Genomic DNA, 26,346 nt, shown 5'->3' with positions numbered 1-26,346 from the left:
ACGCAGGAAAGTGGAATCAGCGGTGGCCATCGGCCCGGCCATGGCGGCGCACCAGCCCCCAGGCGACCAGGGCCGTGCACACGCCCCAGAACCAGATGCCGAAGGCCATGGGCCGGGTGGACTGGCCGTCCAGGTGCAGGCCCAGCCAGTGTCCCATGGCAAAGGCGATGAGCATCATGGTGAAGCCGTTCAGCGCCGAGGCCGTGCCCGCCGACTGCGGGAAGGGCGCGATGGCATTGCTCTGGCCGCAGGGCATGTGCACGCCATGGGCGATCTGGAAGATATAGAAGGGCAGGGCATAGGCCCAGAGGCTGCGCGCATCGGCCAGCGCCGCAATGCCGATGGCCGTGGCCGACAGCAGGCTGGCCAGCCCGGCAATCTGCACGGCGCGCCGCACATCCATGCGCTGCAGCAGCCAGCGGCACAGGAAGGTGCCCGCGATGTAGCACAGCGCATTGCTGCCCATCAGCAGGCCGTAGCCCGTGCGGCTTACGCCCAGCACATGGATATAGGTGAAGGAAGATGCGGCCAGGTTGGTGAACAGGGCCGCATAGGTGCAGCAGGTCAGCAACTGGTAGGACTGGAATCCCGGGTGGCGCACGATGGTGATCCAGTTGCGCGCCAGGGCCAGCGGCTGCAGCGCCGTGGGATTGGTGCGGGCCAGTGTCTCCGTGAAGCGCAGGGCCACCAGCAGCAGGGCCAGCGCACCCATCACCGCCTGGGCCAGCATGGTCGAGCGCCAGCCCATCGAATCCACCAGCAGGCTGCCGCTGACGGGGCTCAGGAAGGCGATCACGCCCAGCCCGGTCAGCGCCTTGGACATGACCTGGGCGCCCAGGTGCGGCGCGAACAGGTCGCGCACCATGGCGCGTGCACACATCACGCCCGCGCCCAGCGATGCCCCCTGCAGCGCGCGCCAGGCGATCAGCGATTCCATGGTCTCGGCGCTGGCGCTGCCCAGCGCGGCCAGCACGTAGATGGACATGCCCGCCAGCAGGATGGGCCGGCGCCCGAAGCGGTCGGACAGCGGCCCCCAGGCCAGTTGCGAGCAGCCGAAGGCCAGCAGGAACGCAGTCAGCGTGAGCTGCACCTGGGACACCTGGGTGGAGAAGGCCGCCTGTATCGACGGCAGGGCCGGCAGGTACAGGTCGGTGGCCAGCGGCTGCAGTCCCAGCAGCAGGCCGAGCAGGACGACGACCAGGACGGGGGACATGGCCGGCTGCGCTTGCGCGGCGGCGGGAGACAGGGGCGCTGACATAGGCGACCGAGGGTAGCAGAGAACAAGGGGTGTCGCTGTCCATGTTCGGGCGGTGCATATCCATCTGCGGATTGCGCAGTTGGGAACCGGCCGGGCCCTGCCTACATTGCATTGCAGAGGAATCAACCCGATCAATGCAACTGTGAACAAAGGACCGCAATGGCAACGCTGACCGCTTTCTCCTCCCTTCCCGCCGCGCTGCGCCAGGGGGCGTGCACCCTGCTGTGGGGCGTGGCCCTGGTCGGTGGGGCGGCCCATGCCAATGCGCCTGTGCCCGAAGGCCCGCTGGTCAGCACCGAATGGCTGGCGGCCAACCTCAACCGCGCCGATGTGCGCATCGTCGAGGTCAGCGTCAACCCCGGCCTGTACGAACGCTCCCATGTGCCGGGCGCCGTCAACTTCTCTTGGCACAACGACCTCAATGACAAGGTGCGCCGCGACATCGTGGGCAAGGAGCAGTTCGAGAAGCTGCTGTCCCAGGCCGGCGTGAAGGAAGGCAACACGGTCGTACTGTACGGCGATACCAACAACTGGTTCGCGGCCTGGGGGGCCTGGGTCTTCGACATCTATGGCGTGCAGAACGTCAAGCTGCTGGACGGCGGCCGCAAGAAGTGGGAGGCCGAGAACCGCCCCCTCAACAACCGCGCCCCGGAATATGCGGCCACCACCTACCGCGTGGGCAAGGTCAACACCGCGCTGCGCGCGCGCCTGACCGATGCGCTGGCCTCGGCCGAAGGGCGCAGCGACGCCAGGCTCGTCGACATCCGCTCGGCCGACGAATACCAGGGCAAGGTCTTCGCCCCAGCCGGCGTGCCGGAGCTGGCCATCCGCGCCGGCCACATCCCCGGCGCCGTCAACGTGCCCTGGGGGCAGGCCGTGCGCGAGGACGGCAGCTTCAAGTCCGCCGAAGAGCTCAAGAAGCTCTACGCGGGCGTGGGCATCGACGGCAGCAAGCCCGTCATCACCTACTGCCGCATCGGCGAGCGCTCCAGCCACACCTGGTTTGCGCTGTCCAAGATCCTGGGCTACCAGGTGCGCAACTACGACGGCTCGTGGACCGAATACGGCAACTCCGTGGGTGTGCCGATCAACAACCCGGCCGGCACGGTCTGGGCCGCGAAATGATCCTGCAGTCGATCAACCTGTCTTGAAGGCGGGGGCCGGGCGAGGGGTGTCGGTGCTCTTGGTTTGACGGATCAGGGGTGGTGACGAGTGGCTTTGGCAAAAGCTCGGCTCCTTTGGGGCCCGCAGACTGCGGGCCCCTTTTTTTATGCGTGGATGGCAACAAAGGGGGCAGGAATGACAAGCGTGACCGGTGAGCACACGCAGAACGTGAATGGCAGGCACAGGGCAAGGGACTGGACCAGATGGCTGCCCTTGGCTGCCGTGCTGGCCGCAGCCTGGCCTGTGGCGGCGCAGCTGCAGCTGCAAGGCGGCGGGCGCACCCTGGTCTTTGCGCTGGCGCTGGGCCTGCTGCTGGGGCTGGTGCTGCAGCGCTCGCGCTTTTGCTTTTACTGCCATGCGCGCGACTGGTTCGAGTTCGGCGATCCGCGCGGCGTGCTCTCCATCCTGCTGGCGCTGGCCGTGGGATCGGCGGGCATGACCGTGGTGCTGGGCAGCTGGGTGGCCGTGCCCCAGCCGGGTCAGTTGCCGCCCGACATGCACGTAGGTCCCGTGAGCTGGGTGCTGGTCCTTGCGGGCCTGGCCTTTGGAGCGGGCATGTCGGTCTCGGGCTCGTGCATCAGCGCCCACTGGTACCGGCTGGGCGAGGGCTCGCCCGTGGCGCCTTTTGCCCTGGTCGGCACGGGCCTGGGCTTCGTGCTGGGGTTTCGCAGCTGGAACCCGCTTTACAGCCTGGCCATTGCCGATGCACCCGTCATCTGGCTGCCGGCGCATCTGGGCTATGGCGGCGCGCTGGCGCTGCAACTGGCCGTGCTGGGCCTGCTGGCGGCCTGGGTCTGGCGCATTCATGGACGCTCGGGCCGCGCACAGCCCCGGCCTGCGGCAGAACCGGCGCAGCCACCGGCCCTGCGCCAGCTGTGGCTGTCACTGTGGCAAGGCCGCTGGAACGCCGCGCTGGGCGGCCTGGCCGTGGGCCTGATTGCGGCCGCCGCCATCGTGCGCATGCGGCCGCTGGGCGTGACCACCACGCTGGGCAGCACCGTGCGCGGCTGGGCCCAGGCGGGCGGCTGGGTGCCCGAGCGCCTGCACGGCCTCGACACCCTGGGCGGATGCGCCACGGCCGTACTCAACAGCCTGCTCACGCCCCATGCCGTGCTGCTGCTGGGCCTGGTGGCCGGTGCCTGGGGCGCTGCCGTGGCCAGCCGCCAGTGGACGCCGCGCCGCCCCACCTGGCGCGATGCGGCTCGCGGCCTGGCCGGTGGCGCCTTGCTGGGCTGGGGCGCCATGACAGGGCTGGGCTGCACCATTGGCACGCTGCTGTCGGGCAGCATGGCGGGCGCGCTGTCGGGCTGGGTCTTTGGCGCGGCCATGTTCACGGCGCTGTGGGCGGGTTTCGTGCTGCGGCGCTGGCAGGCCAGCCGGGACTGAGGGCTTTCAGCCGGCAGCCACCCCCAGCAGCAGATCCGCGATCTCCTCCGGATACCGCTGCCGGCTTCCGTCGATGAGTACGCAGCCGGGCGCCTCGGGGTCGGGCCTTGCCAGGGGCATGCCGTGGTCGATGAGGGCCTGGGCGCAGCCCAGCCAGTCGCCGCCGCCGGGTTCCGTGGATTCGGGCCGGTTCAGCGATGCCCAGCACAGGGTGCCTGCGCAGTTGTCGCCATAGGCGTGGCGTTCGGTCCACTGTGCGCCGTGCTCCAGCAGGAAGCGCGCCATGGCGGCATCGCCACGGAACACGGCCTGGTTCAGTGCGGATGCATCCCAGTCGCCGCCGCGCGCGGCGATGGGCCAGCCCAGTTCCACCATGCAGCGCACGGCGTCCATGCAGCCCAGGGCCGCCAGTTCGGGCAGCATGCGCAGTTGTTCGGGCGCCAGGCCCTGGAGCAGCCCGGGGTGGGCTGCTGCAAGACGGCGGGCCTGTGCTGCGTCGCCCACGGCGCAGGCGGCCAGGAGTTGCTCCTGCGGCGTGGTGGGCTCGCTGCCCGCCGCCTGTTCCAGCAGTGCGGCCACATTGGCCAGGCCAAAGCGCCGCGCCAGTGCAGCGGCACGTAGGCCCTGCGGCGTGCGCACCGACGGATCGGCGCCGGCATCCAGCAGCGCCTGCACATGGGCGGGCGAGCGGCGCCGGCGGATGGCCCACAGCAGCGGGCGGCCCCATTCGCCCTGGCCGTTGTCCTCGTTCGGATCGGCGCCGTGGTCCAGCAGCAGGCGCAGGGCCTGCACATCGTCCAGGTCCAGCACGCGGAACAGGGCATTGCTGCCGTCCACGCGTGCGCCGGCTTGCAGCAGCAGCCGCGTGCATTCGCGGCTGGCGGGCGTGCCTTCCAGCGAGTGGTAGAGCGATTCGCCGTCGTTGGGGTTGGCGCCGGCCTGTAGCAGCATCTGCGTCAGTTGCGCATCATGGTTCTGGCCTGCTGCGCCATAGAGGGCCGACAGCCGCTCGGTATCGGAGGGGGACTGCAGCGAGGCGGGTGGCCAGCGGTTGCCTATGGTCTGCAGCGGGTCGGCGCCCGCGTCCAGCAGCCAGCGCGCGCATGCGTGCAGGTGCTCGGTGAATTCGGGCAGGCGCAGCAGGCAGGAATGGGTGACGGCCATCAGCGGCGGCAGCGCCAACGGCCCGCCTGCACGGCGCAGCCAGCCGGGGTCGTTGCGCCCGGCCTCGCGCAGCACGGCCAGATTGCCGGTGGCGCAGGCTACCCAGGGATCACTGCCATCACTGCCCGCCAGTTCCGGCCGCTCGTCCAGCAGGCGCCGGGCCAGCGCGGGCTGCGCGCGGTGCGTGCCGCCCGCCACATCGCCGGCATAGACCAGGGCCAGCCAGTGCAGCCGGGATTTCTCGGGGTCCGCCGCCAGGCGCTGGCATGCCTCGACGTAGCCTGACAGCTCGCTCCATGAAGCGAAACCGTGCTCGCGCGCCACGCAGGACTGGGCGTCGTGCAGCCGCAGGTCCTTGGCGGCCAGTGCCTCATCGGCAAGGCCTTTGGCCGCTGGCAGGTGGGAGCGCAATTGCTCCATGGCCTGGGCCGAGCCTGCGCGATAGGCGGCCAGCAGTTGCTTGGCCTGTTTCTTGAGATGGCCCATGTCGGGCCGGGCGGGGATGCGTTTCACAGGGATACCTCCGTGCACGAAGGCCAATGACCTGCAGCTTGGCGCACAAAGGCATGTGGCAAGAGAAAAACGCCGAGAGGCGCATACAGGTGGGTTCAACCCTTCCCGCAGGTCCGGGTGCGGCCTGCACCGCAAGCGCGGATGTTAGCGCAAGGCGACAGTCATCTGGGTGACAGCCGGCAGCCCCTGCTTGCGGGTTCCTACCCGCATGGCGGGCCAGTTGTCTGGCATAGGCTGCGTCGGCAATCCCGCTTGAACCTGATTTTTTGCGCGCGTTTCCCTCAACACCTTCATCCCAAGGAGACAGTCTTATGCGAGCCCTGCGTTGGAATCGTTGGAAGTATCTCGGTCTGCTGGCGGCCACGGGCCTTGCGGCCTGCGGCGGGGGGGACGGTGATGCGCCCGAGGAGACGCGGGCACAGGACAGCCGCAGCTTTGCGCCGGCCAATCCTTCGGCCACCAGCTTCGATGCGCTGGCCGCCGCTTCGGGCGATGTGGTCGACAACGCCAGCACCAGCCGCTGGGCCGGTGTGCTGGAAGGCGCGGCCTACCGCATCGAGGTGCCGGCCAACTGGAATGGCCGCCTGGTGATGTATGCCCACGGCTATGCGGGCGAGGGCAGTGCGCTCAACGTCACCAATCCGTCCATACGCCGGTACCTGATCCAGAACGGCTATGCCTGGGCGGCGTCCAGCTACAGCAAGAACTACTACGACGTGCGCGCCGGCGTGGAGGACACGAATGCGCTGGCGCTGGCCTTCAACCGCCTGGCCGCATCCCACGGCCGGCCGCTGGCTCAGCCGCAGCGCCTGTACATCACCGGCCATTCCATGGGCGGCCATGTCACGGCGGCGGCCATCGAGGCAGAGGCCCAGGCCACCGCGAGGAACAAGGTGCGCTACCAGGGCGCCGTGCCCATGTGCGGCGTGACGGGAGATACCGAACTGTTCGACTACTTCGCCGCGGCCCAGGTCACCGCGCAGGCCATGGCCGGCGTGGCCCAGCGTCCCGTCACCGAGTGGGCCGCCATCCAGGGCCAGGTGACCTCGGCCCTGTTCACCACCTTTCCGTCGGCTCCCACCGCGACGGGGCGCGCCTATCTGTCGGTCATCCAGAACCTCACGGGTGGCCCGCGCCCGCTGTTCGATCTGGGCGTGGCCGTGGGCGGCTCGTTCGCGCCGGTCTGGGGCGTGTTCGGCAGCGACGGCTCGGTCAACGGCATCCTGAATCGCAACGTGGCCGATACCAACCGCTTCACCTACCGCATCGACGGGGATGCCGCGGCCTCGGCCGCGCTCAATGCCGCCGCGCAAAAGCGCACGGCCGCTCCCGATGCCAACCGGCCGCGCCGCGACGGCCTGCGCTGGATTCCCGTGACTTCCGGCGATATCAACATTCCCGTGGTGACCCTGCATACGCTGGGCGATCTGTATGTGCCCTTCAGCATGGAGCAGATCTACCAGCGCCGCGTGGCCGACAAGGGCCGGAGCCAGTGGCTGGTGCAGCGCGCCATCCGCGGCGCATCGCACTGCGACTTCACCGTGGCCGAACAGGTGGAAGCCTTCGATGCCATGGTGCAGTGGGAGCAGGGCGGTGCCAAGCCGGGCGGTGACGATGTGCAGACGGCCGCCACGGTGGCCGCGCCCACCTATGGCTGCCGCTACACGCGCAACACGCTGGGCCCGGATGACAGCACCACCACGCGGCAGTTGCGCGCCGTGATCTCGCAGAACGCGGCAAGCTGCCCGTAGCGCGGAAGGCGGCGCAGGCTGCGCCGCTCAGCGCGGGCTTGCTGGCGCGGTGGGCGCCTGTGCGAGCAGGCGCAGCCCGAACAGCTCGTCCAGCGCCTGCCGGTATTGCTCCATGGCGCGCGACTGGGTGTTGTGGTGGTTGCCGCCTTCGATGAGCACGAAGCGCTTGGGCTCGCTGGCAGCGTCGAACAGCTGGCGGCCCAGCGTGGCGGGGATCAGCGGATCGGCGCTGCCGTGCACGACCAGCAGCGGCGAGCCTATGCCGGCTACCTTGTCGATGGAGGCAAAGCGCTGGGTGATCAGCGGCCCCACGGGCAGCCAGCCCCAGCGGAAGCTGCGGACCACGTCGGGAATGCTGGTGAAGGTCGCCTCGACCATGACGCCGGCCTCATCCTGAACGCTGCGCGCCAGGTCGATGGCGATGGCGCCGCCCAGCGAATGGCCGAAGATGAAGCGCGGCCGGTCCGGAGCGTGCCGGCCCAGCCAGTCCCAGCCTGCGCGAGCGTCCTCGGCGGCCGATTCCTCGGACGGCAGGCCGGCGCTGCTCTTGCCAAAGCCCCGGTAGTCGATGGCCAGCACCGAAAAGCCCAGTTCGTGCAGCCGCCGGATGCGCGGCGAGGAGCCGGCCACGTTCCAGCGCGCGCCATGCAGGTACAGCAGCACGGGTGCGTTGCCGGCCGTGGCCGGCTGGGGCAGCCACAGCGCATGCAGGCGGGCGCCGTCCTGCGCTGGCATGTCGATCCAGACGTCTTCCATGCCGGCCGTGTTGGCGCCGGGCCAGCTGCGGTCGCTGGGCTGGAAGATCCATTCGCGCTGCTTGGTGTCCAGCACGGAGCAGCCGCTGGCTGCCAGCAGCGCGGCCACGCCCAGCGCTGCCGTGATCCGGTGCAGGCGCCTTCGGGGCCACAGAAAGGGAAGCATTGAGGGCATGACGCAACAATGGATGCACGGGCCGGCCAAAAGTTCAGCGCCGCTGCCCTGCGGGCCGGCGCTGTCATGGATTGGCGCTATTCTTGCCGCTGGTTCGCGGGCCGACAAGGCGATGCGGACCTCTCCCCACTGTTGATGAGTGAACCTGTATGCCGATACGCCTGGGCCTGGCCGCCAACCGAATCCACCACCAAACCGAGGATGCCGCACTGTTCGGCTGGCTGCGCGCCTGCGAGTCCGGCATTCGCGAGCTGCAGCTGGGCCTGCATGCCGTGGGCCGTACCTTCGACGCCATCCAGGCCGCCGGCATGCTGGCGTCCTACCGGGGCCTGCGCCGCTATCCCTATGGCCGCGAAGGCGGGCTGATGAAGCTGGTGGCCGAGGTGGTGGGCGTGGAAGGCGACGAGCGCACGATTGACGGCGCCATTTATCTGACCGACCCGGTCGATCCGTCCTCCATCTTCCCCGAGGCCGTGGCGCTCAAGCGCCAATGCGTCATCCACGGCAAGCCCTTCCTGTCCACCGTGGCCTCGGCGCGCGACTGGATCGAGATGGAGCGCATCCATGCCGGCCTTCCCAGGGATGCCGGCGCGCAGCGCTTCCATGACTATGCGCAGCAGACGCTGGCGCTGATCGCCCACGATGCGCTCAAGCCCACCATGCTGGATTTCGCGGCGCGCAACTTCGAGCTGCTGTCGCGCTTTGGCCGGCGCGTGGGCACGGGCACCACGGGCCAGCGGCTCAACGAAATGGCCTGGAGCCGTGGCTGGCCCGAGGACCGGCCCTGGGTGGACCGCTACAACAGCGGCCCGCTGGGCGGCGATGCGCAGATCGCCGACCTGGTGCTGGACCGCCGCTGCCAGCGCGTGATCTTCTTCGAGGACCCGCATGTGGCGCGCCAGCACGAGGCCGACATCCAGCTGCTGGAGCGCGCCGTGACCACGGTGACGCACGACACGGTCTGCACCACTTCTCCGGCCGTGGCGCAGCGCTGGTGCGATGCGGCCTTGATGCGCCGCTGAAACCTTCGTCGCGCAGACGACAGCCTTGCGGCCTGCGGGCGGGCGAACACCCGTGACCGGCCGAGGGCTTTCTGCAAGACTGGCCGTTTCCAAAACCAAGGAGACAACGATGGTCAGTCCGCTCTTTCGGCGTTCCCGGCATGCCATGGCCCTGCTGGCCCTGCTGGCGCTACTGCCCGGCTGGGGGGCGGCCCAGGCACAGGCCCCCGCAGCGCCCGCGCTGCCGCCGCCCGACAGCGTGCGCCTGGAGCAACTGGGGCTGATGCAGGGCTTTCCTCCGGCCGCAGACAAGCGTGTGGATGTGTCCAACGGCTACCGCTATCCGCAACTGCGCTGGGTGGTGCAGCACCTGCGCGAAATCCAGCCCACGCAGAACATCCGTCGCGGCGCGGCGGCGCCCTCGGCTCTGCCCGAAGCGCCCATGGCCCTGGGCGGCCTGCGCTTTGACGACGACAAGGGCCAGCCCGTCACCGTGGACCAATGGCTGGACCGCACCTATACCGACGCCATCGTGGTGCTGCACAAGGGGCGGGTGGTCTTCGAGCGCTACCAGAACCAGGCCAGCTCGCCGCACCTGCTGTTCTCGGTCACCAAATCGTTCACCGGCCTGATGGCCGCGCAACTGGCCCACGAGGGGCGCATCGACCCCCAGGCGCTGGTGACGAAGTACGTGCCTGAGCTGGAAGGCTCGGCCTGGGGCGACATGACGGTGCGCCAGGTCATGGACATGACGGGCGCCGTGCGCTTTCGCGAGGACTACACCGACCCCAAGACCGAGATCTTCGGCTACTCCTGGGCCTCGGGCATGCTGCCGCGTCCGCCCGGCTACGCGGGGCCGACCAATGTGTACGACTTCCTCAAGACGCTGCCCAAGGAAGGCACGCATGGCGAGGGCTTTGTCTACCGCACCGTGCATTCCGAGGTGCTGGGCTGGATCGTCTCGCGCGTCACGGGCCGGCGCTGGAGCGATCTCATGAGCGAGAACATCTGGCAGAAGCTGGGCATGCAGGAAGACGCCTATGTGATGGTGGACAGCACCGGCACGCCGCTGCAGGGCGCGGGCCTGAACGCCACGGCGCGTGATCTGGCGCGCGTGGGCGAGATGCTGCGCCTGGGCGGCAGCTTCAACGGCCACAAGATCTTCGACAAGGCGGTGCTGGACGACATTGCGCGCGGCGGCGACCGCGAGCAGTTCAAGTTCCGCGGCATCCAGACCGCGCGGCCCGGCTACAGCTACCGCAACCAGTGGTGGGTGCTGCACAACGCCGATGGCGCCTACGAGGCCGCCGGCATACACGGCCAGTTCATCCACGTGAACCCGGCCGCGCAGATGGTGGTAGTCAAGCTGTCATCGCACCCGGTGGCGGGCGCGGCCTTCACGCATGCGCTGACGCTCAAGGCCTGGGCGGCGCTGGCCGATGCGGTGCGCGATAAATAAGGTCTTGCAATGAAAAGTGACCCTCACGCTACCCTTGCTGCGCAAGGTTCGCTGCCGCCTGAGGGGTCTTGTTTCATCTCACCGCCGCCAGACCGCCGACGATGCATTGCCTGCAATCGGCCAGTCGCAGGAGTTCAGAGAGCCAGGGTTGTCCGCTCAGACCGGCAGGTGCGACAACCCGGCACTTGCCGGGGATTCAGCTGAGATTGATGTCCTCAGGCCAGAGAAAGTAGGGGCCAAATCGGGACTTGGGAACAAACTCAAGGCCGGCCTGCGTTCCCGCTGCCGTCAGGACGTGGCGGTCGCCGTCAAGCGCAAGGTAGCCCATAGTTGTCGCGCGTTCGAGCAACTGGGCCGTCTTCCAGCCACGCTTGTGTGCGATCTTCGAGGAAGTGAGCTTTCCACCCGTTGCGGGCTCCCCATCCGCCGCATCCGTCGAACCCTCAACCGAAGTCTGGTTCGGGTTTGATACGCGCTCCATCGAAATACGAACCTCATCGCTGATGCGGATGATGCGCTGGGCCTCGTCGTAAGCGTCTCTGTAGAGCTGCGCATCCTCGGCACGTTCAATCAGGATGCCCATCTCGTTATTGTTCACCTGGCTGAACTCGTACAGGTTCAGGCTCGTGATGATGCACATGGTCTCGCTAAGGTAGCACTTGGCATGCAGGTTCTTGCAAAAGCTGGTTCGGACAAAGGTCAGGCCGCGAAGCCATTCGATTTCCTGTGGCTGCAATTCGCTCTTGCCATAGACGATCCTTACATCGATCTTTAAGCGGTTCTTGTCCGCCAGCAGTTCCTTCATGCGGTCGTTCAGTTTCAGGAACGGGCTGATCAGGATCAGGCGATCGGTGGCTCCCTTGATCAGTTCTTCAAGAAAGTAGTTTGTCGCACTGGTGTTCAGGAATTTTGTCATCGGCGGTCAGAATCCTTCAGGTCATTGGGCTACATTCTGCAACACTGAATGCCGGCGGTTGAGCATGCGATCCAATGGCCGGCGCCGTGTCCTCTGCTTGGCATGGCATAGCTGCATGCCCTGCAGCGGCTTGCGGACTGCGCTACGTAGGGCTGTATTGAGAGTTTCTGTGACCGGCCGTGCAATTGGGGCGACTACGGCGCCGACTGGATAACACGTCATTCAAAGCCCCTCGTGTTCTCGCATTGAGGGCAACGGGTCTTTCGCTTTCTCTCCGGCAATGCCTCGCCATATGTGGCGTGCGGATACTCAAGGCTGAACCGATTTCGGTTGCCATGCACAATGCTGTAACAATTGTTTGCCGGGGAAGGAGTGAACAAGCTATGGCCAGGCGAAAGAAATCAGGAGCGGGAGGGGGCATCGGTGCAGTCGTCGTGGGGCTGCTGGTGGTGTTGGCCGCCATTCCGCGCGAGGTTTGGATCGGGGTTGGGGTGTTCGCCGCCATCGGCGTCGGTATCTATCTCTATCTCAAGTCCAAAGGCGGTGCGCATGAGGTACCTCAGGAAGCTGCGCGTCCTGCTCGCACTGACCCGCTTCCCGAGAGGCGCGCACCGGTTGCGCCTAGCCCGGCGGTCAGTTCGCGCGCGGCAAGCCGACTCCTTGAGGATGAACAACCTGTACCGGTTGCGGTCAGTCCAGTGCCTGCCACGCCGTCGTTTCGCATCCCGGCAGCGCCCAACCGCTTCGGTCCTGGTGCCTGGATTCCTGCAGGAGAGGCGGTTGAGGTCGGGGGCGTCTCAATTACCGGTGGCCTCGTTTACATCGGCACGTCGCTGCCTATTCCCACGGGTGGCAATGATCCGAGCCTCATCGATCCGTCGAAATCCGTCGCGTCCAAGGGCGACTACACAGAGCGGCAGATGGGCTACTGGCCGAGTTACTCGGAAATTTCGCCTTCCGCCCGGCGCGCCTATCTGAATTGGCTGGCAGGCGGAAGGCAGGATCCCGAGGCCGATGTGGGATATGTCTTCATCTTCTTCTACGGGTTGGAGCGCCGCGCCATTCTGGATGCCTCGAAGGACGAGGGGGCCAAGGCCGATTGGCCCGTGATTGCGTCGGAGCTGCGCCGGCTATTGGACATCTATGGCGACAAGTCGGGTTCATTCCGAAGCTACGCGGGTTCGCTGCTCGATTGGATCTCTTTGGCAGAGCACCCCGAGAAGGCCTATCTCAAGCCCATCCCGAGTTTTCCCAAGACCTACGAACTGCCGCTCTACATCCGTGTCGCCCTCGGCCAGGCGGCGGTCGATGGCATGCCTGTGCCTGCGCAACTGGCACTGGCCTGGGCCAAGCTGGATCCGACCAACTACCTGCGAACACCGGCAACGCGTTGCGCGGAGGAGTTCGACAAGCTCTTCGTATCCAGATACCGCGAGACGTTTGGAGAGGGCTTGGTTCTTCCCAGGAACAAGACCAAGATCAAGCTGGTTCACCGACCGGCCTCCGCCGGATTTCGCGGGTACAAGGATTTGAGCCTGTCTTTTGGGGACACGCCCGACGTCACCGTGCTTACTGCACCCATCAACAAGCTGCGCCAGGTTGTCGAGGAGGCCACGAAAGAGCTGGAGCCGTTCAGCCGCTATGTGGGGCGGAATCCGGATGGCAGGCATGCGCTGGAGGGGCTGCTGCAATTGCCTGCCACGCTGTGGCCCGAAAGTGCCCAGAAGGCCTTGCATGGCCTGAAGGTGCGTATGGGTGAGGGGATGATTGCCATGTCGTTCCAGGAACTGCTTGGCAGTCTGGATGCCAAAACGACCCTGACGCGGGACCGGACGCTGGCGCTGGCGCGAGCGCTCGAATCCTTGAACATCGGCATCGAGCCCGATGTCCTGGCTGGAGCCAAGCTGCCCAAGCCCCACGAGAAGGTCGTGCTGTTCTCCGTGCCACCAGGAGAGGTCGCCAGCCGCTCCACACCGGCTTACCAAGCCGCCATACTGACTTTGGACTTGGCATCGGCCGTTGCTGCCGCCGATGGCGAGTTCAGTGCCCAGGAAATGGGGCATCTCCGGGCACAGGTGCAGTCCTGGGCGCATCTCACTCCGAACCATATCCGTAGGCTTCTGGCACACCTGCGCCTGCTGATGGCGGCGCCAGCATCGCTGACCGCTCTGCGCAAGAAGTTGGAACCGCTGGATATTGGCGCCAAGGAGACTATTGCTGCCTTCATGGCCACGGTCGCACAGTCCGATGGAGAAGTCTCGCCGACGGAAGTGAAGATGCTGGAGAAGGTCTACAAGGCCCTTGGCGTCGAGTCCAAGAAGGTGTTTTCCGACGTGCATGCCGCAGCTGCAGGTGCGAAACCAACGGCGACGGTTGCCGTGGAGTTGGAGGAAGCCGGATTCAAGCTTGATCCCGCGCGCATTGCTGCTCTACAGAAGGATACCGAAGCCGTATCGGCTCTGCTGTCGGGAATCTTCAAGGAAGAAAATCCACCCGAGACGGTATTCGTCGAACCCGAGCCTGAAGGCGATGCTGGGGCGACATCACCGGGACTGCTCGGCCTGGACGAAGCGCACAGCGCGCTCGCACGCCTGCTGCTGTCGCGGCCGGTGTGGACAAAGGATGAACTCGACGATGCCGCTGCAGATCTGGACCTGATGCTCGACGGTGCCATCGAAGCCCTCAACGAGGCGGCCTTCGATCTGCACGACATACCGTTTACAGAGGGCGAGGAGGTCGTGACCGTGAACCCTGAACTGTTGGAGAAGTTGGAAGCATGAATGCACCGATCCGCCCTAGAGACCGCGACGCGGTCCTCCAATCGTTGCGCGCAGGTGTCGTGCCCCGCAGCGGACAGCACCTGATCCAGGTCGGCCGTGTCCGGGAAATCGAGACGCTGGTGGCCGACATCGCCCGCATCGCCGATGGGGGCTCGGCATTCCGTGTCGTCATTGGCGAGTACGGCGCGGGCAAGACCTTCTTCCTGAACCTGGTGCGTGCCGTGGCGCTGGAGAAGAAGCTCGTGGTGGCCACGGCTGATCTGAACCCGGACCGGCGTCTTCACGCCAGCGGTGGCCAGGCCCGCTCGCTCTATGCCGAACTCATGCGCAACCTGTCGACCCGAACGAAGCCGGATGGGGGTGCGCTTGCGGGCATCGTCGAGAAATTCATCGCCACGGCCAAGACGCACGCCAAGGCGTCCGGCCAATCGACCGAGGCGGTCTTGCGCCAGCAGCTCGACCAACTAACCGAGCTGGTGAACGGCTACGACTTCGCGGACGTCATTGCGGCTTACTGTCGTGGCCATGAGGAGGGCAACGAGAAGCTCAAGTCCGATGCCATCCGATGGCTGCGGGGGGAGTTCGCCACCAAGACCGATGCGAGGCAGGCGCTCGGCGTACGAAGCATCGTCGACGATTCCGAGGTCTATGACCAACTCAAGCTTATGGCGCGCTTCGTGCGGCTGGCCGGTTTCGCGGGCCTGCTGGTTGGTTTGGATGAACTGGTCAATCTCTACAAGCTGGCCAACACGCAGGCCCGCAATGCGAACTACGAACAGATCCTGCGCATCCTCAACGACTCGCTACAGGGCACGGCCGTGGGCCTTGGATTTGTTCTGGGCGGAACGCCGGAGTTTCTGCTGGATACCCGGCGCGGACTCTATAGCTATCCCGCCTTGCAGAGTCGGCTTGCGCAGAACACCTTTGCCTCAGATGGCCTGGTCGACTTCAGCGGACCGGTGGTGCGCCTGTCGAGTCTCACGCCTGAGGATTTCTACGTCCTGTTGCAGAAGATTCGCTCAGTCTACGCCCTCGGCGACGCTGACAAGTTTCTCGTCCCGGACCAAGGCATCTTCAGCTTCATGGAGCACTGCTCCAAACGCATCGGCGACACGTATTTCCGAACGCCGCGTACGACCATCACGGCCTTCATCAACATGCTGGCCGTGTTGGATCAGAACCCGGGGGCTGCATGGCAGAGCCTGCTGGGCGGCATAGAGGTCGCCCCGGACACTGGCGGGGTGACTGATGAGCAGGTCGAGGTGGACGATGGCGATGAATTCGCCTCGTTCAAGATGTGACGGTCTCGGCCTGAGCACATGTCTGGCGACAGCGCTTCCTTCTTCCTGCTCGATGAGCGCATCCAGCGCTTCCTATGGGCCGAAGGCTGGGAGTCGCTGAGAGATGCCCAGGAGGCGGCCATTCCGCTCATCGTCAAGGCGGACCGGGACGTCATCGTGGCAGCCGCCACGGCCGCCGGCAAGACGGAGGCGGCATTTCTGCCGGCGCTGACGAAGCTGCTTCAGACGGAGTCACAGGGGCTCATCGTCTATGTCAGTCCGCTCAAGGCGCTCATCAATGACCAGTTCGGTCGCCTCGACCGGCTGTGCGAGCAACTGGAAATTCCGGTGTGGCCCTGGCATGGCGACATCTCTTCCTCGGCCAAGGCACGATTCCTGACGAAGCGGCAAGGGGTCTTGCTCATCACGCCGGAATCTCTTGAGGCAACGTTATGCCATCGAGGCACGTCGATCGGTGCGGTGTTCGATCAGCTGACGTTCTTCATCGTCGACGAGCTTCACGCCTTCATCGGATCAGAGCGCGGAAAACAGCTTCAATCCCTGATGCATCGCATTGAGCGGGTCATCGGTCGCCAAGTGCCGCGTGTCGGCCTTTCCGCGACCTTGGGTGACATGCGCCTGGCCGCCGATTTTCTGCGTCCTGGACAAGGGACGTCGGTTGCCCTGGTGGAGTCGAAGTCCTCGCACAGTGAGCTGAGAGTTCTGGTCAAAGGTTACGAGGAGCCCTTGGTCTTGCGCAATGAAGATGGTGGCGAAGAGCCGGAACCCGTCACACCGGCGAAGATTGCCCTGCATCTGTTCCGGGGCTTGCGCGGCACGAACAATCTGGTCTTCCCGAACTCGCGGCGTGAAGTCGAACGCTACACGTACCTTCTCAACCGACTTTGCGAGCAGGAGAAGGTGCCCAATGAGTTCTGGCCGCACCACGGCAGTCTGTCGAAGGAGATCCGCTCGGACACCGAGGCTGCCCTGAAACAGAAGGAATTTCCCGCGACCGCCCTCTGTACCAACACGCTGGAGTTGGGCATCGACATTGGCTCCGTCAAGAGCGTGGCCCAGATCGGCCCGCCACCGTCGGTGGCCAGCTTGCGACAGCGCCTGGGGCGGTCTGGTCGCCGAAAGGGCGAGCCGGCCATCTTGCGAGGCTACAGCGTGGAGAACGCCCTTGGAGGGAAACCCTCGCTCGCCGACGAACTCCGTCTGGAGACGGTGAAGGTGACGGCGATGATCTCACTGCTGCTGGAAGGTTGGTTCGAACCGCCCATGGCGCATGGCGTTCACCTATCGACACTGGTTCAGCAGATGCTGTCCTATGTGGCGCAGAGCGGAGGGGCATCCATCGGGCAACTCCATACGATGTTCTGTACTTCCGGCGCCCCTTTCACTGGGTTGAACAAAGGCGAGTTTGCCGAACTCGTTCGCCATCTCGGCCAAAAGGAATTGCTGATGCAGGAGTCCAGCGGTCTTTTGCTGCATGGTCGCATCGGTGAGAAGTTCGTCAACCACTACACCTTCTATGCTGCGTTTGCAGCAGACGAGGAGTTTCGTATCGTCTGCAGCGGTAAAACGCTCGGCACTTTGCCGGTATCGCTGATGCTCAGCGTTGGCCAGCGCATCCTGTTCGCCGGCAGGACCTGGCTGGTAGAAGACATCGACGAGGAGCAGAAGACCATATTTGTCGTCCGCTCCGGTGGCGGAGCGCCGCCGTTGTTCTCAGGTGGGGCAGGGCGTACCCACACACGTGTTCACCAGCGAATGCACCAATTGTTCGAGTCCTCCGATATACCGCCGTTCCTGGATGAAGTGGCCAGGCGGTTTTTGGTGGAAGGCAGGGCGAACTACTCTGAACGAAATCTGGCGAATGACTTCATGGTGGACCAGGGCCGCGAAGTGGTGCTGCTGACCTGGCTCGGGGATGCCGCCAACGAAGCGCTGGCCTGCCTGCTTCGCCGCAGAGGCTACTCGGCCAATGCGGCCGGCCCAGGCATCGAAGTCATCAAAGGAGATTTGGGTATCGAGGGGATCATCGATGCCCTCATCGATACGGCAGTGGATGAGCCTCCACCGCTCGACATGCTTCTGGCCGATGTCCGCAACCTGCAGCGCGAGAAATGGGACTGGGCTTTGCCTGATGGACTTTTGCGCAAGGCGTATGCAAGTCTGTACCTGAACCTTGAAGAGGCATTGTCCTGGGCGCAATCGCTTGCCAGCGATCACTCAGCCCATGGCAGAAAGGCGTAGAAAGCGGAAGGCACCAACAAAAAAGCCCATGCAGCAGGCTGCATGGGCTTTCGTCAGGGATGGGGAGCGCTGATGCTCAGATCACGCCCTGGGCCAGCATGGCGTCGGCCACCTTGACGAAGCCGGCGATGTTGGCGCCGTCGATGTAGCTGACCGTGCCGTCCTCGCGCTTGCCGTACTTCAGGCAGGCGGCGTGGATGCCTTGCATGATCTGCAGCAGGCGGGCATCGACTTCCTCGGCGGGCCAGGACAGGCGGGCCGCGTTCTGGCTCATCTCCAGGCCCGAGGTGGCCACGCCACCGGCGTTGCTGGCCTTGCCCGGGGCGTACAGCACGCCGGCCTTCTCGAAGGCCTTGGCGGCTTCGATGGTCGAGGGCATGTTGGCGCCTTCGGCCACGCAGACCACGCCGTTGACGATCAGCACCTTGGCGTCTTCCTCGGTCAGTTCGTTCTGCGTGGCGCAGGGCAGGGCCACGTCCACCTTCAGGTGCCACGGCGTCTTGCCGCGCAGGAATTCGGCGCCCACCAGCTTGGCGTACTCGTCCACGCGGCCGTAGCGGTGGTTCTTCACGTCCATCAGGATGGCCAGCTTCTCGGTGGTGAAGCCGTCCTGGTCATACACGGTGCCCGAGGAGTCGGAGACCGACACCACCTTGGCGCCCAACTGCAGGGCCTTCTCCACGGCGTACTGGGCCACGTTGCCCGAGCCGGAGACGGAGACGGTCTTGCCTGCGAAGGACTGGCCGCGCGTGGCCAGCATTTCCTGGGCGAAGTAGACGGTGCCGTAGCCGGTGGCTTCGGGGCGGATCAGCGAGCCGCCGAAGGACAGGCCCTTGCCCGTGAACACGCTGGCGGCGCTGTTGGACAGCTTCTTGTACATGCCGGCCATGAAGCCCACTTCGCGGCCGCCCACGCCGATGTCGCCTGCCGGCACGTCGGTGTCCGGGCCCACGTGGCGGAACAGCTCGGTGACGAAGGCCTGGCAAAAGCGCATGACTTCAGCGGGGCTCTTGCCCTTGGGATCGAAGTCCGAGCCGCCCTTGCCGCCGCCCATGGGCAGCGTGGTCAGCGCGTTCTTGAAGGTCTGCTCGAAGGCCAGGAACTTGAGCACGGACAGCGTGACCGAGGGGTGGAAACGCAGGCCGCCCTTGTAGGGGCCGATGGCCATGCTGTGCTGGATGCGGAAGCCGCGGTTGACCTGCACCTGGCCCTTGTCGTCGGTCCAGCTCACGCGGAACATGACCACGCGCTCGGGCTCGACCAGACGCTCCAGCAGTCCGTGCTCGGCGTACTTGGGGTTCTTCTCGATGAAGGGCCACAGGCTTTCCATCACTTCGGTGACGGCTTGCAGGAATTCGGGCTGGCCGGGGTTGCGTTGCGCCACTTCTTCAAGGAATTGGCCGACGGACTCGTACTTCATGGAAAAACCTCTGACTAAAAAACGGCTGCGGGAAGGGGTGAGTGCAAACCAAAATTATGCCAAAAAGTTATGCCGTCATGCATCGTTTTGGTGAACGGTGCCCGTGCTTGGTGCCTGAATGCCGTTTTTCGGTGCATTTCCCAAGAGGTGCTGGCGGTATTTGGTGCATGGGCAGGGCCTGCGCGCCGCAGTGAGCGCACAGGCCGCGGCCAGGATCAGCCGTATCCGGTGGCGTGCATGGTCATGGCGAATGGGAATGGCGGGCGCCATGCCAGCTGACATGAAGAGTGGCTAGGAAGGCCTTGCAGCCGGACGGGGCTTGGGCCCGCCCGGCCATCCCATCGCCTGCCTTTCAGCTGCGCTGCAGCTGGGGATGGCGCGCGAACAGGTCGGCCGCCCAGTCCACGAAGGCCCGCACCTTGGCGCTGAGGTGGCGGTTGGGCGGATAGACCACGTGAATGGGCAGCGGCGGCTGGGTCCATTCCGGCAGCACCTCGACCAGTTCGCCGCTGTCGATCAGCGGCTGGGCAAAGGCCGTGACCAGTTGCGCGATGCCAAAGCCCGCCAGCACGGCGGCCGTGTAGGCATTGCTGTCGTTGGCCGCGATGCGGTAGTTGCCTGCCACCTCGATGGATTCATCGCCCCGCTGGAATTCCAGCGGGTACATGCGCCGCGTATGGCCCGAGAAGAAGGCGACGATCTGGTGCTTCGTATCCAGTTCGGACGGATGCTGGGGCACGCCGTGGCGTGCCAGGTAGGCGGGCGAGGCCACGGTGACCCAGTTCATGGAGCCGATGCGCCGCGCCACCAGGGACTGGTCGCTGAGCTCGCCCCCGCGGATCACGCAGTCCACGTTGTCGCTGATCAGGTCCACCAGGCGGTCGCCCACGCCCAGGTCGATCTGTATGTCGGGGTAGCGTTCGCAGAATTCGGTCAGCGCCGGAATGATGATCAGCCGGGCCATGGAGCTGCCCACGTCCAGCCGCAGCCGCCCGCTGGGCGCGGTCTGGGTGTTGACCATGCTGGCTTCGAGATCGTCGAAGTCGTTGAGCAGGCGTGCCGCGCGTTCGTAGTAGGCCGCGCCATCGGGCGTGACGGTGACGCGCCGCGTCGTGCGGTTGAGCAGCTTGACGCGCACGCGCGCCTCCAGCGCCTGTATCTGTTTGGTGACCGTGCCCTTGGGCAGGTCGAGCGAATCGGCGGCGCGGGTGAAGTTGCCGGCTTCCACCACGCGAACGAAGACACGCATGGCCTGGATCTGGTCCATGGAAAGTTGCTCCTGCAGCGCCCGGCAAGGGAATGCCGGCTCGGCGGAATTCTCACATGCGCGGTATCGGGCGATTGTTCGTGAAACGGAAACAGAGCGATGGCTGCGTTGCTATTTCAGACATGGCCGGCGCCGCCTATATTCCAACCATCGACCATTGCCGCAGGTTCGCGCCATGTCCACTTCCCCGTCGCTTCCGAACGGCCCCGCCGCCGGGGCGCAGATTGCCGAAACAGAATTCTCCATCGAGCTGCCCGAGCACGGCACCGTGGCTGCGCGCGCCTATGGTCAGCGCAGGCCCGGCACGGTCTCGCCGCTGGTGCTGCATTTCCATGGCGGCACCTTTGTCTGCGGCACGCTGGACAACGGGCGCTACATCGGCCGGCTGCTGGCCGAGGCGGGCGCCGTCGTGGTGTCGCTGGCCTACCCGCTGGCGCCCGAGCATCCGTTTCCCCAGCCCATCGAGGTGGGCTACGCCGTGCTGCAGTGGCTGTACAAGCACCGCGTGAAGATGGCGGGCAAGGGCGCGCCGCTGTTCCTTGCGGGTGAAGAAGCCGGCGGCAACCTGGCCGCCGCCGTGGCCGTGATCTCGCGCGACCGGGGCCATCCGCCGCTGGCGGGCCAGATCCTGGTGTCGCCCATGCTCGATCCCTGCACCGGCACCGCCTCGCAGCGCGAGGCCACACCCGAAGCCGGCGAATGCCGCTGGGCCACGGGCTGGCGCGAGTACCTGAGCTGCCCCAAGGACGCCATGCACCCCTATGCCGTACCCGGCAGCTCGCTGCGCCTGGCCCAGTTGCCGCCGGCCCTGGTGCTGGTGGGCGGTGACGACCCGCTGCGCGACGAGGCCCAGGCCTATGCGGCCCGCCTGCGCGCGGCCGGCGTGACAGCCAGCAGCCATGTGCTGCCCAGCGCGTCGAACTGGCCGCAGGCCCTGTCCGAGGCCGAGGCCTGTACGGCCTGCAGCGCCGCCGTGTTCCAGCATGTGCATGACTTCTTCGAGGCCACCATGAACAAGCCCGCAGCACCGGGCTAGGCCCCGCGCCGCCGCAGCCGGCGACATCTGCTGCCCCGTTTTCCCCTTCCGCCTTCCCGGCGCGTTCAGGCGCCGGGCGGGCATCGTGTTCCCTGAATTTCGCAAAAAAATACCATGTCCACCGAATCCACCTCATCCTCTTCTTCCCCTTCTTTCGCTTCGGCCCCGCGCAAGGGCTGGAGGCTGCCTGCCGCCGCTGCGGCCATCCTCGCCGTCAGCGCCGGCCTGTTCGGCCTGCATGGCTTCGATGCCAAGGCTGATGACGCGCCCGCCAGCGCCCAGCCCGCCGCCACGCCCGTGTCGGTGGCCACGGTCGCCGAAAGCGAGGTCACCGCCTGGGACGAGTTCTCGGGCCGCCTTGAAGCCGTGGAGCGCGTGGACATCCGCTCGCGCGTGGCTGGCGCCGTGCAGGCCGTGCACTTTCGCGAGGGCGCGCTGGTCAAGCAGGGCGATCTGCTGATCACCATCGACCCCGCACCGTATGCGGCCGAGGTCGAGCGGGCCGAAGCCCAGGTGGCCTCGGCCCAGGCACGCCAGTCCTATGCACGCAGCGAGCAGGAGCGCGCACGCCGCCTGTGGGACGAGCGGGCGATTGCCCAGCGCGAGCTGGACGAGCGCATCAACGCGGGCAGCGAGGCCGAGGCCAATCTGCGCGCGGCCCAGGCGTCCCTGCAATCGGCGCGGCTGAACCTGGGCTACACCCAGGTGCGCGCCCCCGTGTCGGGCCGCATCGGCAAGCGCGAGATCACCGTGGGCAACCTGGTGGCCGCAGGCCCGGGCGCGCCGGTGCTGACCACGCTGGTCTCGGTCAGCCCCATCTATGCGAGCTTCGATGCCGATGAGCAGGTCATCACGCGCGCGCTCAAGGAGCTCGGCGGCGGCGCGGGCAACCGCGCCAGGATCGACAGCATTCCCGTGCAGATGGGCACGGCCACGGCCGGCAGCACGCCCTTCGAGGGCCGGCTGCAGCTGATCGACAACCAGGTCGATGCCCGAAGCGGCACGGTGCGCGTGCGCGCCGCCTTCGACAACAAGGACGGCGCCCTCATGCCCGGCCAGTTCGCCCGCATCCGCATGGGCCAGGCGCGCGACAGCAGCATGCTGCTGGTCAGCGAGCGCGCCATCGGCACGGACCAGAGCAAGAAGTACGTGATGGTGGTGGGCGACGACAACAAGGCCGTCTACCGCGAGGTGGCCCTGGGCGCCTCGGTCAACGGCCTGCGCAACGTGACCCAGGGCCTGCAGCCCGGCGAGCGCGTGGTGGTCAACGGCCTGCAGCACATCCGCCCCGGCGCCCTGGTCGCGCCCAAGGAGGTGTCCATGGATGCGCGGGCCGATGCCCGCCAGCCGGGCACCCGGCAGGCAGCCGAACAAGTGGCTGACGCAACCAAGTCCTGATCTAGCCGCACACCTTTCCTGCCTCTGAAATGCCGCCTGACCGCAGGCGGCATGGGCCGCGCTTTGCCGTGGCGGAGCCAAACACCATGAACCTATCCAAATTCTTCATTGACCGGCCGATCTTCGCAGGCGTGCTTTCGCTGCTGATGCTGATCGCCGGCCTGATCGCCATGGGCGGGCTGCCGATCTCGGAATACCCCGAGGTCGCGCCGCCGTCCGTGGTGGTGCGCGCCCAGTATCCGGGCGCCAATCCCAAGGTGATCGCCGAGACCGTGGCCACGCCGCTGGAAGAGCAGATCAACGGCGTCGAAGGCATGCTCTACATGGGCAGCCAGGCCACCAGCGACGGCGTGATGACGCTGACCGTCACTTTCCGCCTGGGCACCGACCCCGACAAGGCGCAGCAGATGGTGCAAAACCGCGTCTCGCAGGCCGAGCCGCGCCTGCCGGAAGAGGTGCGCCGCCTGGGCATCACCACGGTCAAGAGCGCACCCGACCTGACCATGGTGGTGCACCTGGTCTCGCCCAACCAGCGCTATGACATCAACTACCTGCGCAACTACGCAGTGCTGAACGTGAAGGACCCGCTGGCGCGCATCGAGGGCGTGGGCCAGATCCAGATCTTCGGCGGCGGCGACTACGCCATGCGCGTGTGGCTGGACCCGCAGAAGGTGGCGCAGCGCGGCCTGTCGGCCAGCGATGTGGTGGCCGCCATCCGCGGCCAGAACGTGCAGGCTGCGGCCGGCGTGGTCGGCGCCTCGCCGGGGCTGCCGGGCGTGGACATGCAACTGTCCATCAACGCCCAGGGCCGCCTGCAAAGCGAGGAGGACTTCGGCGACATCATCGTCAAGAGCGGCGCCGATGGCGCCGTGACCCGCCTGCGCGACATCGGCCGCCTGGAGATGGGCGCGGCCGACTATTCGCTGCGCTCGCTGCTGAACAACGACCCGGCCGTGGGCATGGGCGTGTTCCAGGCGCCGGGCTCCAATGCGCTGGAAATCTCGGCCAACGTGCGCAAGACCATGGAGGCCCTGAACAAGAACATGCCCGAGGGCCTGGAGTACCGCATCGCCTACGACCCCACGCAGTTCGTGCGCGCCTCCATCGAATCGGTGGTGCACACGCTGCTGGAGGCCATCGTGCTCGTGGTGCTGGTGGTGATCCTGTTCCTGCAGACCTGGCGCGCCTCCATCATCCCGCTGCTGGCCGTGCCGGTGTCGGTGATCGGCACCTTCGCCGTGCTGCATCTGCTGGGTTTTTCCATCAACGCGCTGAGCCTGTTCGGCCTGGTGCTGGCCATCGGCATCGTGGTGGATGACGCCATCGTCGTGGTCGAGAACGTGGAGCGCAACATCGAGGCCGGTCTCACGCCGCGCAACGCCACCTACCGCGCCATGCGCGAAGTGTCCGGGCCCATCATCGCCATCGCCCTGGTGCTGGTGGCGGTGTTCGTGCCGCTGGCCTTCATCAGCGGCCTCACGGGCCAGTTCTACAAGCAGTTCGCGGTGACGATCGCCATCTCCACGGTGATCTCGGCCATCAACTCGCTGACGCTGTCGCCCGCGCTGGCGGCCCTGCTGCTGCGCGGCCACGATGCGCCCAAGGACGCGCTGACGCGCGGCATGGACCGGGCCTTCGGCTGGCTGTTCCGCGGCTTCAACCGCATGTTCCACCGGGGCTCCGAGGCCTACAGCGGCGGCGTGGGCCGCGTGATCTCCCGCAAGGCCCTGATGCTGGCCATCTACCTGGCGCTGATCGCCGTGACCTTCGGCCTGTTCAAGGCCGTGCCTTCGGGCTTCGTGCCCGCGCAGGACAAGCAGTACCTGATCGGCTTTGCCCAGTTGCCCGACGGCGCCACGCTGGACCGCACGGACGAGGTGATCCGCCGCATGGGCGAGATCATGAAGGACAACCCCAACGTGGAGGACACCATCGCCTTCCCGGGCCTGTCCATCAACGGCTTCACCAACAGCTCCAACTCGGGCATCGTCTTCGCCACGCTCAAGCCCTTCGACGAGCGCAAGCGCGCCGACCAGAGCGGCGGCGCCGTGGCCGGCCAGCTCAACCAGGCCTTCGCAGGCATCCAGGACGCCTTCATCGTCATGTTCCCGCCGCCACCCGTGGCGGGCCTGGGCACGACGGGCGGCTTCAAGCTGCAGCTGGAAGACCGCGCCTCCCTGGGCTATGACCAGATGGACGCGGCCGTGAAGGCTTTCATGGCCAAGGCCTACCAGACGCCCGAGCTGACCGGCATGTTCACCAGCTGGCAGGTCAACGTGCCCCAGCTGTATGCCGACATCGACCGCACCAAGGCGCGCCAGCTCGGCGTGCCGGTGACGGACATCTTCGACACCATGCAGATCTACCTGGGCAGCCTGTATGCGAACGACTTCAACAAGTTCGGCCGCACCTACAGCGTCCGCGTCCAGGCCGACGCGCCCTACCGCGCGCGTGCCGAGGACGTGGGCATGCTCAAAGTGCGCTCCAGCTCGGGCGAGATGATTCCGCTGTCGGCGCTGATGAAGGTGGACTCCAGCTTCGGCCCCGAGCGCGCCATGCGCTACAACGGCTACCTCACGGCCGACATCAACGGCGGTGCCGCACCGGGCTTCTCTTCGGGCCAGGCGCAGGACGCCATCAAGCGCATCGCGGCCGAGACCCTGCCCAAGGGCATCGACTTCGAATGGACCGACCTGACCTATCAGGAAATCCTGGCCGGCAATTCGGCGGTGATCGTGTTCCCGCTGGCCCTGCTGCTGGTCTTCCTGGTGCTGGCCGCGCAGTACGAGAGCCTGACCCTGCCGATTGCCATCATCCTGATCGTGCCCATGGGCCTGTTGGCGGCCATGACCGGCGTCTGGCTGTCGGGCGGCGACAGCAATGTCTTCACGCAGATCGGGCTCATCGTGCTGGTGGGGCTGAGTGCGAAGAACGCCATCCTGATCGTGGAGTTCGCGCGGGAGCTGGAGTTCGAGGGCCGCACGCCCATACAGGCCGCCATCGAGGCCAGCCGGCTGCGCCTGCGCCCCATCCTGATGACCTCGCTGGCCTTCGTCATGGGCGTGCTGCCCCTGGTGCTGTCCACGGGCGCGGGCTCGGAAATGCGCCGTGCCATGGGCGTGGCCGTGTTCTCGGGAATGATCGGGGTGACGGCCTTCGGCCTGTTCCTGACGCCCGTGTTCTACGTGCTGATGCGCCGCCTGGCAGGCAACCGGCCGCTCAAGCAGCATGGTCCCGAGATGGAGCAAGAGGCCCCTGCACACGCACCCGCCCACGGCCATGCCTTGGGTGGCGGCGCGCTGCCCATGCCCTCTGCTGCGCGTGGCGAGCATGAATGAGCCCACACCACAAGAACAGGAAC

17 protein-coding genes are annotated in these 26,346 nt (G+C 66.4%); 11 read left to right on the top strand and 6 right to left on the bottom strand.

The window, feature by feature from the left end:
• Positions 1–16 precede the first annotated feature (16 nt).
• The gene (locus tag DACI_RS26040; protein ID WP_043782666.1) at positions 17–1,213 is read right to left on the bottom strand and encodes a multidrug effflux MFS transporter; all 1,197 of its coding nucleotides are present in this window, start codon (positions 1,211–1,213) and stop codon (positions 17–19) included.
• 204 nt (positions 1,214–1,417) lie between these two features.
• On the opposite strand from DACI_RS26040, the gene DACI_RS26035 reads away from it, so the two are divergent.
• Positions 1,418–2,383 carry a sulfurtransferase gene (locus tag DACI_RS26035; protein WP_012206950.1) on the top strand — a complete coding sequence of 322 codons (966 nt, stop codon included), beginning with the start codon at positions 1,418–1,420 and terminating at the stop codon, positions 2,381–2,383.
• Between the two features lie 174 nt (positions 2,384–2,557).
• Positions 2,558–3,808: a YeeE/YedE family protein gene (locus DACI_RS26030; RefSeq protein WP_012206949.1), complete on the top strand. Its 1,251-nt coding sequence runs from the start codon at positions 2,558–2,560 to the stop codon at positions 3,806–3,808.
• A 6-nt stretch (positions 3,809–3,814) separates the two neighbouring features.
• On the opposite strand, the gene DACI_RS26025 is transcribed toward DACI_RS26030, so the two are convergent.
• The gene (locus tag DACI_RS26025) at positions 3,815–5,485 is read right to left on the bottom strand and encodes an ankyrin repeat domain-containing protein (protein ID WP_043782663.1); all 1,671 of its coding nucleotides are present in this window, start codon (positions 5,483–5,485) and stop codon (positions 3,815–3,817) included.
• Between the two features lie 311 nt (positions 5,486–5,796).
• Between DACI_RS26025 and DACI_RS26020 the strand changes: the two genes are divergently transcribed.
• Positions 5,797–7,236, top strand: a complete 1,440-nt coding sequence (locus DACI_RS26020) for an alpha/beta hydrolase family protein (RefSeq protein WP_012206947.1) — start codon at positions 5,797–5,799, stop codon at positions 7,234–7,236.
• Between the two features lie 27 nt (positions 7,237–7,263).
• On the opposite strand, the gene DACI_RS26015 is transcribed toward DACI_RS26020, so the two are convergent.
• Positions 7,264–8,166 carry an alpha/beta hydrolase gene (locus DACI_RS26015; RefSeq protein WP_043782661.1) on the bottom strand — a complete coding sequence of 301 codons (903 nt, stop codon included), beginning with the start codon at positions 8,164–8,166 and terminating at the stop codon, positions 7,264–7,266.
• Positions 8,167–8,315: 149 nt separating this feature from the next.
• Here DACI_RS26015 and DACI_RS26010 point away from each other — a divergent pair, with 149 nt between their 5' ends.
• Positions 8,316–9,188 (top strand): methylglyoxal synthase, encoded by an 873-nt coding sequence (locus tag DACI_RS26010; RefSeq protein WP_012206945.1) that lies wholly within the window; start codon positions 8,316–8,318, stop codon positions 9,186–9,188.
• Positions 9,189–9,297: 109 nt separating this feature from the next.
• Positions 9,298–10,626 carry a serine hydrolase domain-containing protein gene (locus DACI_RS26005; RefSeq protein ID WP_012206944.1) on the top strand — a complete coding sequence of 443 codons (1,329 nt, stop codon included), beginning with the start codon at positions 9,298–9,300 and terminating at the stop codon, positions 10,624–10,626.
• A 196-nt stretch (positions 10,627–10,822) separates the two neighbouring features.
• On the opposite strand, the gene DACI_RS26000 is transcribed toward DACI_RS26005, so the two are convergent.
• Complete coding sequence (locus DACI_RS26000; protein WP_012206943.1) at positions 10,823–11,542, bottom strand: phospholipase D family protein; 720 nt, start codon at positions 11,540–11,542, stop codon at positions 10,823–10,825.
• A gap of 335 nt (positions 11,543–11,877) precedes the next feature.
• Between DACI_RS26000 and DACI_RS25995 the strand changes: the two genes are divergently transcribed.
• The 3 genes from DACI_RS25995 to DACI_RS25985 are packed head-to-tail and all read left to right on the top strand — an operon-like array spanning position 11,878 to position 17,864.
• On the top strand, positions 11,878–14,322 hold the full coding sequence (locus tag DACI_RS25995; protein ID WP_225971002.1) for a tellurite resistance TerB family protein: 2,445 nt from the start codon (positions 11,878–11,880) through the stop codon (positions 14,320–14,322).
• Positions 14,319–15,623 carry an ATP-binding protein gene (locus DACI_RS25990; protein WP_012206941.1) on the top strand — a complete coding sequence of 435 codons (1,305 nt, stop codon included), beginning with the start codon at positions 14,319–14,321 and terminating at the stop codon, positions 15,621–15,623. The genes DACI_RS25995 and DACI_RS25990 overlap by 4 nt, the downstream gene beginning before the upstream one ends.
• A gap of 18 nt (positions 15,624–15,641) precedes the next feature.
• Positions 15,642–17,864, top strand: a complete 2,223-nt coding sequence (locus DACI_RS25985) for a DEAD/DEAH box helicase (RefSeq protein ID WP_012206940.1) — start codon at positions 15,642–15,644, stop codon at positions 17,862–17,864.
• A 76-nt stretch (positions 17,865–17,940) separates the two neighbouring features.
• Here DACI_RS25985 and gdhA read toward each other — a convergent pair whose 3' ends face one another.
• Both gdhA and DACI_RS25975 read right to left on the bottom strand, forming a co-directional pair.
• On the bottom strand, positions 17,941–19,284 hold the full coding sequence (gdhA, locus tag DACI_RS25980; protein ID WP_012206939.1) for an NADP-specific glutamate dehydrogenase: 1,344 nt from the start codon (positions 19,282–19,284) through the stop codon (positions 17,941–17,943).
• A 352-nt stretch (positions 19,285–19,636) separates the two neighbouring features.
• A complete protein-coding gene (locus DACI_RS25975; protein ID WP_012206938.1) occupies positions 19,637–20,551 on the bottom strand; it encodes a LysR family transcriptional regulator in 915 nt (304 codons plus the stop codon).
• A 175-nt stretch (positions 20,552–20,726) separates the two neighbouring features.
• Here DACI_RS25975 and DACI_RS25970 point away from each other — a divergent pair, with 175 nt between their 5' ends.
• The 3 genes from DACI_RS25970 to DACI_RS25960 all read left to right on the top strand — a co-directional run bounded on the left by DACI_RS25970 (position 20,727) and on the right by DACI_RS25960 (position 26,323).
• On the top strand, positions 20,727–21,587 hold the full coding sequence (locus DACI_RS25970) for an alpha/beta hydrolase (RefSeq protein ID WP_012206937.1): 861 nt from the start codon (positions 20,727–20,729) through the stop codon (positions 21,585–21,587).
• A 114-nt stretch (positions 21,588–21,701) separates the two neighbouring features.
• Positions 21,702–22,985 (top strand): efflux RND transporter periplasmic adaptor subunit, encoded by a 1,284-nt coding sequence (locus DACI_RS25965; protein WP_012206936.1) that lies wholly within the window; start codon positions 21,702–21,704, stop codon positions 22,983–22,985.
• An 86-nt stretch (positions 22,986–23,071) separates the two neighbouring features.
• Entirely contained in the window at positions 23,072–26,323 is a 3,252-nt protein-coding gene (locus DACI_RS25960; protein WP_043782659.1) for an efflux RND transporter permease subunit, read from the top strand.
• The last annotated feature ends 23 nt before the right edge of the window (positions 26,324–26,346 follow it).

This window comes from Delftia acidovorans SPH-1 (genome assembly GCF_000018665.1).
Lineage (GTDB): Bacteria > Pseudomonadota > Gammaproteobacteria > Burkholderiales > Burkholderiaceae_C > Comamonas > Comamonas acidovorans.
Note: the sequence above shows the minus strand (reverse complement) of the source record. Positions and strands in the feature narration are given on the sequence as shown.